The sequence below is a fragment of the Rhizobium sp. SRDI943 genome (genome assembly GCF_057653695.1).
The window spans coordinates 4,581,918-4,595,445 of sequence record NZ_CM172787.1; the positions used below are offsets into that span (position 1 = coordinate 4,581,918).

Genomic DNA, 13,528 nt, shown 5'->3' on the forward strand with positions numbered 1-13,528 from the left:
CAGCTGTGCGAGGGGCAGATGTTTTCGGTCATTACATGTATTCGGGACAACCACGATTGGCGACTGGTGCTTGCGGCGGCCGCCGTCTGCCTGGTCGGCGCTATGGCGGCTATGCTGCTGCTTTCCCGTGCCCAGGAATGCGATGCCGGGCGGCGCAAGCTCTGGATCGGCGCCTCGGCCTTCGCTTTTGGCACCGGCGTATGGGCAACGCACTTCATCGCGATGCTGGCCTATGACGGCGGCATGCCGATCGGCTACCAACTGGGCCTGACGACGCTTTCTTTCCTCCTGTCGGTTGTCGGTTCGTGGGCGGCGATCCTCGTCGCTTCGGAAAGCCGCGGCAGGTTTTCTCGTATCCGCGGCGGGGTCCTGATGGCGCTCGGCATCGCCTCCATGCACCTGACCGGCATGCAGGCGATCGAAACGCAGGCGGTCATCCTTTATGATCCCTTCATGACGCTGAGTGCGGTTCTCGCAGGAGCGCTGTTGTCGAGCGCCGCCTTCCACACCTTTTTCCAATTGAAGGGACTGCGGCGGCTCCTCGCCTCGTCAATCACTTTCGTCCTTGCGATCTGCGCGCTCCATTTCATCTCGATGGCTAGCATCACGCTCGTGCCGGATCTCGGGAAAGAGGTTCCGGCAACGGTGCTCGACGCCAGCCTGCTTGCTGCGATCGTCGTGGTGGCGGCAACGATGCTCATTCTGATTGCGCTCGCCGTGGTCTTTGTCGAAAGCCACCTGACGGATCTGAGGGGGCTCGCGAATGCCTCGCAGGAAGGGCTGCTGATTCTGCGGGAAGGCCGGATCATCGATGCCAATGAACGCTTCCAGGGGCTTTCCGGCTGGAAGCTTGCCGGTCTTGCCGGTAAGGCGCCCTCGGCTGTTTTGACCGCTGTTCAGGGGACTGGGCAGAACAGATCCAGCGAGACGCTGCTCAACACCAGGAACGGCAGGGAGATCGCCGTCGAAGTGACCACGAGCAGGATCGTCTATCGCGGGCATAATTGTGAGGTGCTGGCGGTGCGTGATCTCACCGAGCGCAGGCAGGCCGAGGAGATGATCGAGCATCTCGCCCACCACGACGTGCTCACCGATTTGCCGAACAGGTCGCTGTTCGATACCCGCATCCGGCAGGCACTGCAGATGGCCGAACGAAAGAACAGCGAGGTTGCCCTCTTCTATCTCGACCTCGATCGCTTCAAGGCCGTCAACGATATCTTCGGTCATGCTGAAGGCGACCGCATTCTCCGTAAGGTCGCCTCGATCCTGCGCCGCGTGGCCGATGAGAGCGATACGATCGCCCGCCTCGGCGGCGATGAATTCGCCATCATTCAGCTCGCCGGGCAGCAGCCGGCGGCGGCGCAAAAGCTTGCGGCTGATATCCTCGGCGAATTCGCCGCCGAGATGGACACGGCACGTGACCCGACCGCCGTCGGCGTCAGTGTCGGCATCGCACTCTATCCCGCGGATGGCATGGCTGCTGAAGAACTCTGCAACAATGCCGATACTGCACTCTACCGCGTCAAGCATGACGGTCGCGGCAAGGTCTGTTTCTTCGACGCGGAAATGGATAAGGCGGCACGGAACCGCCGCCAGATCGAAAGCGAACTGCGCCATGCGATCGTCCGCAACCAGATCCATGTCAGCTATCAGCCGATCCTCGATGCGCTGAGCGGCGAGATCGGTGGCTACGAGGCCCTGATGCGCTGGAACCGGCCAGGTCACGGCTTGACCGAGCCCGATATCTTCATCCCGATCGCCGAGGAAAGCGGCTCGATCGTCCAACTCGGCGAATGGGTGTTGCAGCAGGCCTGCAGGGAGGCTGTGCGCTGGCCGCTGCCGTTGATGATCGCCGTCAATCTCTCGCCGGTGCAATTCATGCTGCCGAACCTCTGCGAGCGGATCGAGGCGATTCTCGCCGAAACCGGGCTTGCGCCCAGCCGGCTGGAGCTGGAGATCACCGAGGCGGCCCTCATTCGCGATCGCGACCGGGTAATGACGACGCTGCTGCGGCTGCACAAGCTCGGTGTGCACATCGTCATGGATGATTTCGGCACCGGTTTTTCCTCGCTTTCCAACCTGCGTTCATTCCCTTTCGACAAGATCAAGGTCGACCGCAGTTTCACCGGCGTGCTGGAACATGATGCGGCGGCGCGCTCGATCGTGCGCGCCATCATCGGCCTTGGTCATAGCCTCGGCATGCCTGTCGTGACGGAGGGCGTGGAAACCGAGATGCAGCGCCGGATCGTCGTCGAGGAAGGCTGCACGCAAGTACAGGGCCTTTTACTCGGCAAGCCGGATATCGAGCCGAGCATCAAGCTTGCCGCCCACGAAAACGTGCTGACCGCGCAGATCTAAACCGGCGTGCCGTCGCTGCGACGCGCACAGGGTGCTGGCGAGTGATCTTACAGCGCCGCGCGTCTTTTCAGACGCGCAAAGGACGCTGTCGATTCCGATTTAAGGAATTATGCAGTGGTCAGAGCGCCTTGGCGTTTTCCAGAAGCCGGCGGATATATTCAAGCGTCAGCTCGCGTTCGAAAACCCGGAAACCTTTAAACAGCGCAAGATCGGCCTCACGCGCGGTCTCAATCGCCTCGGCCTCCATGGCGCGCGCCCTCGGCGTCAGGAAGAGCAGTTGCGCCCGCTTGTCGGATGGATGCGGCCGGCGCTCGATCAGCCCGTCGCGGACCATGCGCGAAAGCGTATTGGCCATGGTCGCCTGCTCGATATCGACTCGCTCGAGAAGCTGTTTCTGGGTCAGCCCGTCCTCGGCCCAGAGTTCCAGCAGAATGGGGAACTGGCCCGGAGAAAAACCGAGCCCGACCGCGCGCTGGTGCAGCGAGCGGGCAAAACCCTTCGCCAGCTGGCTGGCAAGGTAGGCTCCCGAATCCATGCGGTTAAATCCCATGATTGCAAATTAGGCTCAAAACCATGCCGGAGACAATGCAACAAATCGCATACGATGCTCCTAAACATGCAAGCCGTGATGATAATTGCGAGTGCCTGGAAAAACAAAAGTCGCCATGGCCTGGAGGTTGGCCATGGCGACTTTAAAGTGGGGACAAAGGCCCGGAGAGGGGGATAAGGCCTTTGTCCAAGCCTGACGCGGCGGGGGACAAGCCGGTAATCAGACCCGCGACGCGATCAAGCGCCGGTGACATGGATTTGTGGCTCAGAATGTGGTTTTTCAAGGGAGGGCGATCGTTACAAATCGGTAACAGTTTGGTGAGCCAGAATTCCTGCCGCACAATTCCTGAGATCGGAATCGATGGAAGGATAAAATTATGCAGCAAAGCCAAGTGCTCAGCGTCCTTTGCACGTCCGAAAAGACGCGCGGCGCTGTGTGACGCTCCGAGCGCCATAAACCTTTTCGCGCGCCGAACTTTATGCCGAACTCCATATGGACCTCGTCCCATGCCCGCGCTATCCATGCACGCATGAAAAAAGGCGATCACCTCTTCCTAGTCGATGGTTCCGGATTCATCTTCCGGGCGTTTCATGCATTGCCGCCGCTGACCCGCAAGACCGACGGCCTGCCGATCGGCGCCGTGTCCGGTTTCTGCAACATGCTGTGGAAACTGCTGAGGGATGCGCGCAATACCGATGTCGGCGTCACGCCGACACATCTTGCCGTCATCTTCGATTATTCCGCCAAGACGTTTCGCAAGGATCTCTACGACGCTTACAAGGCGAACCGCTCCGCCCCGCCTGAAGAGCTCATCCCGCAATTCGGCCTTATAAGAGAGGCGACCCGCGCCTTCAATCTGCCCTGCATCGAGACCGAAGGCTTCGAGGCCGACGACATCATCGCCACCTATGCCCGCCAGGCCGAAGCGACCGGCGCCGATGTCACCATTGTCTCCTCCGACAAGGATCTGATGCAGCTCGTCAGCCCCAATGTCCATATGTATGACAGCATGAAGGACAAGCAGATCGGCATTCCCGATGTCATCGAGAAATGGGGCGTGCCGCCGGAAAAGATGATCGACCTGCAGGCGATGACCGGCGATTCAGTCGACAATGTTCCCGGCATTCCCGGCATCGGTCCGAAAACCGCCGCCCAGCTGCTCGAGGAATACGGCGATCTCGATACGCTGCTCGAACGCGCCACCGAGATCAAGCAGGTCAAGCGCCGTGAGACGATCCTCGCCAATATCGACATGGCCAGGCTCTCGCGCGACCTCGTGCGGTTGCGCATAGACGTGCCGCTCGATCTCGATCTCGACGCGCTGGTGCTGGAACCGCAGAACGGTCCGAAGCTGATCGGCTTCCTCAAGACGATGGAATTCACCACGCTGACGCGCCGCGTCGCCGAAGCCTGCAATTGCGATGCCGGCGCCATCGAACCGGCGATCGTCCGTGTCGAATGGGGTGAGACGGCCCGCGGCCCGGATCTCGATGCGGCCGCGCCCGAGCCTGTTGCCGGCGGCATCCCCGACGTTTCCGGCGAATCCGTGCCGGTGCCGCCGCGTGCAAAGGCGAAGACCGCGGTCGAAGGCGCCTTTTCGCCCGCCGATCTTGCCAAGGCGCGGGCCGAGGTCTTTGCGACGCTGCCCTTCGATCATTCGGCCTATGTCACGATCCGCGACCTGGCGACACTCGACCGATGGATTGCCGATGCACGCGTCACCGGCCTCGTTGCTTTCGATACCGAGACCACGTCGCTGGATGCGATGCAGGCCGAACTTGTCGGCTTTTCGCTGGCGATCGCCGACAATACCGCCGATCCCACCGGCACGAAGATCCGTGCCGCCTATGTGCCGCTCGTCCACAAGAACGGCGTCGGCGATCTGCTCGGCGGCGGCCTTGCCGAAAACCAGATCCCGATGCGCGATGCTCTGCCACGACTGAAGGCATTGCTGGAGGACGAAGCGGTTCTCAAGGTCGCCCAGAACCTGAAATACGACTACCTGCTGTTGAAGCGCTACGGCATCGAGACCAGGAGTTTCGACGACACGATGCTGATCTCCTACGTGCTCGATGCCGGCACCGGCGCGCATGGCATGGACCCGCTCTCGGAAAAATTCCTCGGCCATACCCCGATTCCCTACAAGGACGTGGCCGGCAGCGGCAAGGCGAACGTCACCTTCGATCTGGTCGATATCGACCGCGCCACCCACTATGCCGCCGAAGATGCCGAGGTGACGTTGCGCCTCTGGCTGGTGCTGAAGCCCCGGCTGGCGGCGGCGGGATTGACCAGCGTCTATGAACGGCTGGAGCGGCCGCTATTGCCGGTGCTGGCGCGCATGGAAGCGCGCGGCATCACCGTCGACCGGCAGATCCTGTCGCGCCTCTCCGGCGAGCTGGCCCAGAGTGCAGCAAGGCTGGAGGACGAGATCTACGTGCTGGCCGGCGAGCGTTTCAATATCGGTTCGCCGAAGCAGCTGGGCGATATCCTGTTCGGCAAGATGGGCCTTTCCGGCGGCAGCAAGACGAAGACCGGCCAATGGTCCACCTCCGCCCAGGTGCTCGAGGATCTGGCCGCCGCCGGTTTCGAATTGCCGCGCAAGATCGTCGACTGGCGCCAGGTCACCAAGCTGAAATCCACCTATACCGACGCGCTTCCGGGTTACGTTCACCCCGAGACAAAGCGGGTCCACACCTCCTACTCGCTGGCATCGACGACCACGGGACGCCTGTCATCGTCCGAGCCGAACTTGCAGAATATTCCGGTGCGCACCGCAGAAGGCCGCAAGATCCGCACCGCCTTCATCTCGACGCCCGGCCACAAGCTGATCTCCGCCGACTACAGCCAGATCGAACTGCGCGTGCTTGCCCATGTGGCCGAAATCCCGCAGCTGACCAAGGCCTTCGAAGATGGCGTCGACATCCATGCCATGACGGCGTCGGAAATGTTCGGCGTGCCGGTGGAAGGCATGCCGGGCGAGGTGCGCCGCCGCGCCAAGGCGATCAATTTCGGCATCATCTACGGCATCTCGGCCTTCGGGCTTGCCAATCAGCTTTCGATCGAGCGTTCGGAAGCCGGCGACTACATCAAGAAGTATTTCGAGCGTTTCCCCGGCATCCGCGATTATATGGAAAGCCGAAAGGCCATGGCGCGCGACAAGGGTTATGTCGAAACGATCTTCGGTCGCCGCATCAACTATCCCGAAATCCGCTCTTCCAATCCATCCGTGCGTGCCTTTAACGAGCGTGCGGCGATCAACGCGCCGATCCAGGGCTCGGCTGCCGACGTCATCCGCCGGGCGATGATCAAGATAGAGCCGGCGCTTGTTGAAGTCGGCCTTGCCGATCGCGTCCGCATGCTGCTGCAGGTGCATGACGAACTCATCTTCGAGGTCGAGGACGAGGATGTCGAAAAGGCGATGCCGGTCATCGTCTCGGTCATGGAAAACGCCACCATGCCGGCGCTGGAAATGCGCGTGCCGCTGAGGGTCGATGCCCGCGCCGCCACCAATTGGGACGAGGCGCACTAAAGCATGTCGCGCAAAACTGTGCGGCGGTCTTTGCGACAACGACTTGCGCGGAAATAAAGCCTAAAGCGCGAGGAGCGATCAGAGCACCTCCCCAAAATTGGCAAAGATTTTTCTCACTGCCAGAACTCATTGAAAGTGCAGCGATTTATCCCAAGGGGGCGTATCGGAACGATACGGCAGGAAGGAACTTATTAACCTTCCTTTTCTATCCCGGTAGGGTCGTAATTTGCAAAGCATGAGTGAGTAGCGGACGCATGCGTTTTCCTAGAACCAATTTGACGGATGCCGGAGATTTTTCCAGCGAGATTGAAACGGACCTTCCGGAGGAAAACCCAGGGGAGAAGCCGGCGGCACCCATCTGGCAGAGCAACTTTTCCCTCGCGCCGAATGTGCGTTTCACCCGCACGCCGGAAACGCTGATCAGCAGGCGGCGTGCGCCGAATGAGCCCGTTCGCGATGATTCGCAGATTGGACAGCAGGCAATACGGATAGAGCCGGTTGCCGTCGACGTGCCGTTCGATATCTATCTGCCGGAGCCGGACGAAATTTCCGCAGCACCGCACAGGATCGAACTGCAGCAGTCACCTTTGCTTGATGAGGCCGGCGCGCCGGCTTTCCGCGCCAGCGCCGAGCTTTCCTCCATTTCGGATTTCGCCTTCTGGGAGGTTATGGCCTTCGAAGAGGCAGAGCCGGTTCGCGCGCCGCCGTTGATATCGTTCCCGAAGACCGAGACCTCGCCCGAATCGATCACGTCGCTGTTCCGGATTATGGAATGGCGCCCCGGCCGGCCGGCCCCCGCTCCCGTCGTCTCCCGCCCGGCCCCGCAGCCCGCCGCGGTCTCCGTGAAGGTTGCCGCGCGCCCTGCGGCCGCCCCGTCCCTGGAAAAGCCCAGGCGCATTATTGTCGAGGCACCGGTCATGCTGGCACCTCAGGCTGCGCCAGCCACTCAGGTCGCGCCAGCCCCTCAAATTGCATCAGCCCCTCAGGCAGCGCCGGCGCCGCAGCGCACGCCGCCCGTCGCCGCGGTCCTGCCGTCGCCGCGGCTGGCCGTGAGGCCCGAAAGGATCGACGCATCCGGCTATGAATTCCCGCCGCGTGCCCTGTTGCAGGAACCGCCGGAACGCCTTGGCGAGATCATGTCGCAAGAGACGCTGGAGCAGAATGCCGGGCTTCTGGAAAGCGTGCTGGAAGATTTCGGCATCAAGGGCGAAATCATCCATGTCCGCCCCGGCCCTGTCGTCACCCTCTATGAATTCGAGCCGGCGCCGGGCGTGAAATCGTCGCGCGTCATCGGCCTTGCCGATGATATCGCCCGCTCAATGTCGGCGCTCTCGGCTCGCGTTGCCGTGGTGCCCGGCCGCAACGTCATCGGCATCGAACTGCCGAATGTCACGCGCGAAACCGTTTATTTCCGCGAGATGATCGAGAGCCAGGATTTCGAGAAGAGCGGCTACAAGCTGGCGCTCGGCCTCGGCAAGACCATCGGCGGCGAGCCTGTCATTGCCGAGCTCGCCAAGATGCCGCATCTGCTTGTCGCCGGCACCACCGGTTCCGGCAAGTCGGTCGCCATCAATACGATGATCCTGTCGCTGCTCTACCGCATGACGCCGGAACAGTGCCGCCTGATCATGGTCGACCCGAAGATGCTCGAACTGTCCGTCTATGACGGCATCCCGCATCTGCTGACGCCAGTCGTCACCGATCCGAAGAAGGCGGTCATGGCGCTGAAATGGGCCGTGCGCGAAATGGAAGAGCGCTATCGCAAGATGTCGCGCCTCGGTGTCCGCAACATCGACGGTTACAACGATCGCATGGCACAGGCCCGCGAAAAGGGCGAGACCATCCATGTCATGGTCCAGGTCGGCTTCGACAAGGGCACCGGCACTCCGATCGAGGAAAGCCAGGCGCTGGACCTGACGCCGATGCCTTATATCGTCGTCATCGTCGACGAGATGGCCGACCTGATGATGGTCGCCGGCAAGGACATCGAAGGGGCGATCCAACGCCTCGCCCAGATGGCGCGCGCCGCCGGCATTCATCTGATCATGGCGACACAGCGTCCGTCGGTCGACGTCATCACCGGCACGATCAAGGCAAACTTCCCGACCCGTATCTCCTTCCAGGTGACCTCGAAGATCGACAGCCGCACCATTCTCGGCGAACAGGGCGCCGAGCAGCTGCTCGGTCAGGGAGATATGCTGCATATGCAGGGCGGCGGGCGGATTTCCCGTGTCCACGGTCCTTTCGTCTCGGATGTCGAAGTCGAAAAGGTCGTTGCCCATCTGAAGACCCAGGGCCGCCCGGAATATCTCGACACCGTCACCGCCGATGAGGAGGAAGAGACGGAAGAGGAAGAAGCCGGCGCCGTCTTCGACAAGAGCGCCATGGCCTCGGAAGATGGCAACGAGCTCTACGAGCAGGCGGTCAAGGTCGTCATGCGCGACAAGAAATGCTCGACTTCCTACATCCAGCGCCGCCTCGGGATCGGCTACAACCGCGCCGCCTCATTGGTGGAACGCATGGAAAAGGAAGGTCTCGTCGGCCCGGCCAATCACGTCGGCAAGCGCGAGATCGTATCGGGACGGGGCGACGGCGAGTAATCGCCGGCGGCCAGGGCGTCTGACGGATTCCAGTTTTACGTCCTTAACGCGGCCAGCCGAACCGTCTCGCTGACAAACGTGGTCTTTCCGCCGGTGTAAAAATCCCAATCACCGCCTGCCTCCGCAGCCAGCCGGCGTTTCAGCTCGGCATAAGCCTTGGCTCTCTCGGGGTGAACCCTGAGATAATCGCGAAACAGAATGCGGTCTCGATGCGCGCAATTATTGGGTCCGCAAAGATAGAGCTTGAAGCCATAGCCGTCATGATCGCGGGTGAAGGCCCATCGTTGCTCTCCGGTATCGCCGTGGAAGACGAAGTCGGCAGCGCGCACGATCTCGATCGCCGCTGGCAGAAAGGCGTCTGATATCATCACGGCAGCAAGGTCGATCTTCGGCTTGGCCGGCAGGCCAGGCACCGACGTACTGCCGATATGATCGATGGAAAGTAGGTGGTCACGGAGCAAGGCGCAGACCTCGGTGCTGATCTCGGCAAACAGCCGCGGCCAGGAAGGATCGTAGTCGACCACCTTGATGGCGCGCATGCCCTTCCTCTCGATCTGTTCAGGGCGCCTTGGTCAGCAATCCGTCGAGGATCTCGATCATCTTCTGCTCGGCCTCTTCGAGCGAGCCGCTGTTGTCGAGTTCGGTCACGTCGTATTCGCCGCGCACCGTCAGCGGTCCGCGGGCGAGCCGTGCCATGATGTCTTCATGTGTCTCGCGTCCGCGCGCCTCCAGCCGGCCGGCGAGCACTTCGGGGCGGGCGGTGATGTTGATGACCTTCAGGTGCGGGAAGGCGGCCTGGAACCGGTGAAGCGCCGAGCGTGAACCGTTGGCGACGACAATGTGACCTCGCGACAGCGCCACCGAAACCTCGGCCGGAATGCCGTATTTCAGGCCGTGCGCCTCCCACCAGACGGCGAAGGAGCCCGATTGCTCCATGGCGGCAAAACCTTCGAGGGAGACGGAAAGATGGTCTTCGCCGCCGGCGTCACGGTGACGGGTAATGACGCGGCGGACGAAATGCACATCGTCGCGGCCCTTGAAACGCCGGGCCGCGAGGTTCATCAGCGTGTCCTTGCCGGCGCCGCTCGGTCCGACGACGACGACCATGATGCCGCGCTCGGCTCCGGCTCCTGCGTGGGGTTCGTGCGACATCGTCATGCGACACGGCGTCCCTGGCGCCATACGGAGCGTGTCACCGGCACGCCGTGCGAACGGTGGACGCGGACGAGATCGGCGCGCAGCCCCGTCGCGATCCGGCCGCGGTCATCGAGGCCGACGGTGCGGGCGGGCGTCGACGTCACCATGGCGATCGCCTTCGGCAGGCTGATGCTCTCGACCTCGTCGGCGAGGATGAACGGCGCATGCAGCAGGCTGAGCGGTACGTAGTCGGAGGAAAGCACGTCGAGCACCCCCATCTCGGCAAGGTCGCGGGCGGCGATATTGCCGGAATGGGATTTGCCACGCACGATGTTCGGCGCGCCCATCAGCACGCTCATGCCATGTCCGTGCGACGCCCGGGCGGCGTCGAAGCTGGTCGGGAACTCGGCCAGGCGCACACCGTTGTCGATCGCCTCGTCGACGTGCGAGAGCGTCGCATCGTCATGGCTTGCCACGGTGATACCGCGCTCGGCGCAGACCTTGGCGATGGCGTTGCGGTGTGGCGTCGAATTACGCGCCGATTCTGCCTGGCGCTTGGCGACGAAACGGGCGAAGGCCTCGTCGCTGAGGCCCCGCTTCTTCTGGTAGTAGAAGATATATTGATCCATCGTCTGGAACTGACGCTGGCCGGGCGCATGATCCATCAGCGAGACGAGCCGCACATGCCGGTCGTTTTCGAAGTCGGCGAAATGTTCGAGCACATTGTCGGCCGAGACCTCGCAGCGCAAATGAAGCAGGTGCTCGGCACGCAGCCTGCCTTCCGTCTCTGCCGACTGGATGGCATCGGCCATCTCGCGCATCTCGCCATGTTCGAAGCCGCCGTCCTCGTCCGCACCCATGCGCAGGCAGTCGAACACCGTGGTAATGCCTGAGGTGACGATCTGGGCGTCATGCGCCTGGATGGCGGCGGTCTTGTTCCAGCGAATGCCGGGGCGCGGCTGATAATGGCCTTCGAGATGATCGGTGTGCAGCTCGACGAGGCCGGGAATGACGTAGTCGCCTTCGAAATCTTCGCCGGCTACCGAGTTACCCCCGGAGATGTCGGCGATCTTCCCGTCGCGGATGAGGATCGAGCCCGAGAGGATGTCGTCCTCGAGAACGATGCGGGCGTTGGAAAACACGGTCTCTTTGCTCATGTCGTCAGGTCTTTCAGCTTTTGGCGCCGGCAAGCGGCAGCCAGGAATGAACTTCGAATGGCGCACCGCGCGTCTCCTCGATGAAGACGGCAAGGCCGGAAATCGAAAGCGGCCGGCCGGTGAAATCGGCAAACCGCTCGGTCAGGATCGCTTTCATCACTGCGGCGCGTGTCTCGGGCACTTGGCCGCTCAGCGTCATGTGAAAGCCGAAATCCTCCATGACGTAAGGATAACCCCAGCGCTGCAGATGGGCGCGCTGGCTGTCGCTGAGCTTCTCCGGATTGCGCCGCGCCATATCGGCCTCGGAAAGCGCTGCGCGGAACGGTTCGAAGGACCTTACCACCTTCGCGGCGAAATCCTGAAGAGGTTGATGAAGAGAACCGGGAACGAGGGCAAAAAAACGGCCGAGCTGGCCAAGTACGAGTTCAGGAATCTCGAAGGCTTGCGTGCGCTGGGCAAAATCCTCGGCAACGGTCATGAGATCTTTCTCGGTGACGGAAGAGGCGAGCGAAAAGGGCGCCTTGATCGTGGCATGAAAGCCGTAGCGGCGGGGGTCGGCGGTCAGCTCGAACTGTTCTGCAGCACCCAGTTGCTCATATTCCGGTGCCGGATAGGTCTCGCCGGTGAAAGCATTGCGGCCGAGCCAGAGCGAGGCCGCGCCGGTCAGGGGATCATCCTTCGGCGGCGAGAAATAGAGAGCGTAGCGCAAGGCTTTTATCCTGGAGATCGTCCAAACGGGGAGGGCACTGTGCAGTGATTTGGCGGCGAACCGCAAGCAGGCTCCCGGCTAAAAGATTTCCGTGACAGAATGATGATGGCGGCAACGCCGACACTGCTTTGACGGATGGATCAGTGGGCTTTCGTGCCCATCAGCCGGTGGCGCAACGCGTTCGAGGCGGTGTCGAAAATGAAGACGACGATCAGGATCAGAATGACCATGTAGGCGACGTTTTCCCAATTGGCATTGGTGCGCATGGCCTCCCACAGTTTGAGGCCGATGCCGCCGGCGCCGACAGCGCCGATAATAGTCGCGCCGCGCACGTTCGATTCCCATTGGTAGAGCGTCTGGCTGACGAAGACGGGAACGATCTGCGGCATAATGCCATAACGATGCACGAGCACGGTCTGAGCGCCTGTTGATTTGATGCCTTCCCGCGGCTTGTTGTCGATATTCTCGAGGCCTTCGGAATAGAGCTTGCCGAGCGTGCCGGTCTCGGTGAGGAAGATCGCACCGCTGCCGGCAAGCGGGCCGGGCCCGAAGGCGCGCGTCAGGAACAGCGCCCAGATCAGCATGTCGACCGAGCGCAGGAAATCGAAGAAGCGCTTCAGGATCTGGTTCAACAGGCGGTTCGGCGTGATGTTGCGCGCTGCCAGGAAGGCGAGCGGGAAGGCGGTAAGCGAGCCGAGCAGCGTGCCGAGGAATGCCATGACGATCGTCTGGAAAAGCTTGGTCCAGACGTCGCCGTGCTGCCATTCGCTGTTGTTCCAAATATCGTCGAAGGCGAGCGACAGGTTGGATTGGTCGGGCTTGATGCGCGGACCGGAGACGATGAGGCTGACGACCTCGCCGACCGGCTTGTCGAAGAAGGATGATTGCGTGTCGAAGATGAAATTCGCCCAGCCGATGAAACGTTTGCGGATCTTCACCCGGTCGACGGAAATGCTGACATTGCCGGCAAAGCCGAGATCGGCCAGCACGTTGTCGTCATAAACAGTCATCCAGCCGGGCACGGGTCCGACGACTTTCGGCGCACCGCTCGAAACGTCCACCGGGACGCTGACGCCATGCGCGGTCACGATCGTCTCGCTCTTCGAGACGGTGACGCTGCGGCTGGTGCCGCTGATCGAAACGGTGATGCTGCCGTCGGGGTTGTTGACCAGCCAGTCCGGATGCGGATTGTCGCCGAGCGGCGAGAAACGCGGATAACGGATGTCGATCGAGCCGTCATCCTCGATGCGGAATTCCGGCTGGACATCGTAGCTCACCCATTGGCAGAGATAGATGCCGACGCGCTCCCAATGCGCTTCGGCGAAAAGCTTGGGCAAGTCGAAGAACCAGACGGCATAGAGGCTGTAGAGCAGCGTTGCGATGAGGATCATCAGCCCGCCGAAACGCTGGCGGAACGACCGGTGGAAATATTCCGGATAGCGCGTTTCTATCTCGTGCATGCGGTTTGCGTCGATCACCGTCATGGCG

9 protein-coding genes are annotated in these 13,528 nt (G+C 61.8%); 3 read left to right on the forward strand and 6 right to left on the reverse strand.

Annotated features, from left to right (window positions below; all coding sequences use genetic code 11):
- The first annotated feature begins 18 nt into the window (after positions 1-18).
- Positions 19-2,358 (forward strand): bifunctional diguanylate cyclase/phosphodiesterase, encoded by a 2,340-nt coding sequence (locus AC245Y_RS22805; RefSeq protein WP_012759679.1) that lies wholly within the window; start codon positions 19-21, stop codon positions 2,356-2,358.
- A gap of 118 nt (positions 2,359-2,476) precedes the next feature.
- Here AC245Y_RS22805 and AC245Y_RS22810 read toward each other — a convergent pair whose 3' ends face one another.
- Positions 2,477-2,893 carry a MarR family winged helix-turn-helix transcriptional regulator gene (locus AC245Y_RS22810; RefSeq protein WP_003544385.1) on the reverse strand — a complete coding sequence of 139 codons (417 nt, stop codon included), beginning with the start codon at positions 2,891-2,893 and terminating at the stop codon, positions 2,477-2,479.
- A 544-nt stretch (positions 2,894-3,437) separates the two neighbouring features.
- Here AC245Y_RS22810 and polA point away from each other — a divergent pair.
- Together polA and AC245Y_RS22820 are read left to right on the forward strand one after the other, a co-directional pair.
- Positions 3,438-6,437, forward strand: a complete 3,000-nt coding sequence (gene polA, locus AC245Y_RS22815; RefSeq protein ID WP_032996756.1) for a DNA polymerase I — start codon at positions 3,438-3,440, stop codon at positions 6,435-6,437.
- 254 nt (positions 6,438-6,691) lie between these two features.
- On the forward strand, positions 6,692-9,037 hold the full coding sequence (locus tag AC245Y_RS22820; RefSeq protein WP_012759681.1) for a DNA translocase FtsK: 2,346 nt from the start codon (positions 6,692-6,694) through the stop codon (positions 9,035-9,037).
- A 35-nt stretch (positions 9,038-9,072) separates the two neighbouring features.
- Here AC245Y_RS22820 and AC245Y_RS22825 read toward each other — a convergent pair whose 3' ends face one another.
- From AC245Y_RS22825 to phnE, 5 genes are all read right to left on the reverse strand, one after another.
- Positions 9,073-9,576, reverse strand: a complete 504-nt coding sequence (locus AC245Y_RS22825; protein ID WP_017995680.1) for a GrpB family protein — start codon at positions 9,574-9,576, stop codon at positions 9,073-9,075.
- A gap of 19 nt (positions 9,577-9,595) precedes the next feature.
- Complete coding sequence (gene phnN / locus AC245Y_RS22830; RefSeq protein ID WP_017995681.1) at positions 9,596-10,195, reverse strand: phosphonate metabolism protein/1,5-bisphosphokinase (PRPP-forming) PhnN; 600 nt, start codon at positions 10,193-10,195, stop codon at positions 9,596-9,598.
- Entirely contained in the window at positions 10,192-11,331 is a 1,140-nt protein-coding gene (locus tag AC245Y_RS22835) for an alpha-D-ribose 1-methylphosphonate 5-triphosphate diphosphatase (RefSeq protein WP_026157533.1), read from the reverse strand. Before AC245Y_RS22835 ends, phnN begins: the two co-directional genes overlap by 4 nt.
- A gap of 13 nt (positions 11,332-11,344) precedes the next feature.
- On the reverse strand, positions 11,345-12,040 hold the full coding sequence (locus tag AC245Y_RS22840; protein WP_017995683.1) for a DUF1045 domain-containing protein: 696 nt from the start codon (positions 12,038-12,040) through the stop codon (positions 11,345-11,347).
- 140 nt (positions 12,041-12,180) lie between these two features.
- Positions 12,181-13,524, reverse strand: coding sequence for a phosphonate ABC transporter, permease protein PhnE (gene phnE / locus AC245Y_RS22845; protein WP_017995684.1), 1,344 nt, complete (start codon positions 13,522-13,524; stop codon positions 12,181-12,183).
- Between the last annotated feature and the right edge of the window lie 4 nt (positions 13,525-13,528).

Coding starts and splice junctions, on each gene's coding strand:
- phnE (WP_017995684.1), bottom strand. CDS start 13,524: ATGACGGTGATCGACGCAAACCGCATGCACGAGATAGAAACGCGCTAT.
- AC245Y_RS22825 (WP_017995680.1), bottom strand. CDS start 9,576: ATGCGCGCCATCAAGGTGGTCGACTACGATCCTTCCTGGCCGCGGCTG.
- polA (WP_032996756.1), top strand. CDS start 3,438: ATGAAAAAAGGCGATCACCTCTTCCTAGTCGATGGTTCCGGATTCATC.
- AC245Y_RS22820 (WP_012759681.1), top strand. CDS start 6,692: ATGCGTTTTCCTAGAACCAATTTGACGGATGCCGGAGATTTTTCCAGC.
- phnN (WP_017995681.1), bottom strand. CDS start 10,195: ATGACGATGTCGCACGAACCCCACGCAGGAGCCGGAGCCGAGCGCGGC.
- AC245Y_RS22835 (WP_026157533.1), bottom strand. CDS start 11,331: ATGAGCAAAGAGACCGTGTTTTCCAACGCCCGCATCGTTCTCGAGGAC.
- AC245Y_RS22810 (WP_003544385.1), bottom strand. CDS start 2,893: ATGGATTCGGGAGCCTACCTTGCCAGCCAGCTGGCGAAGGGTTTTGCC.
- AC245Y_RS22805 (WP_012759679.1), top strand. CDS start 19: ATGTTTTCGGTCATTACATGTATTCGGGACAACCACGATTGGCGACTG.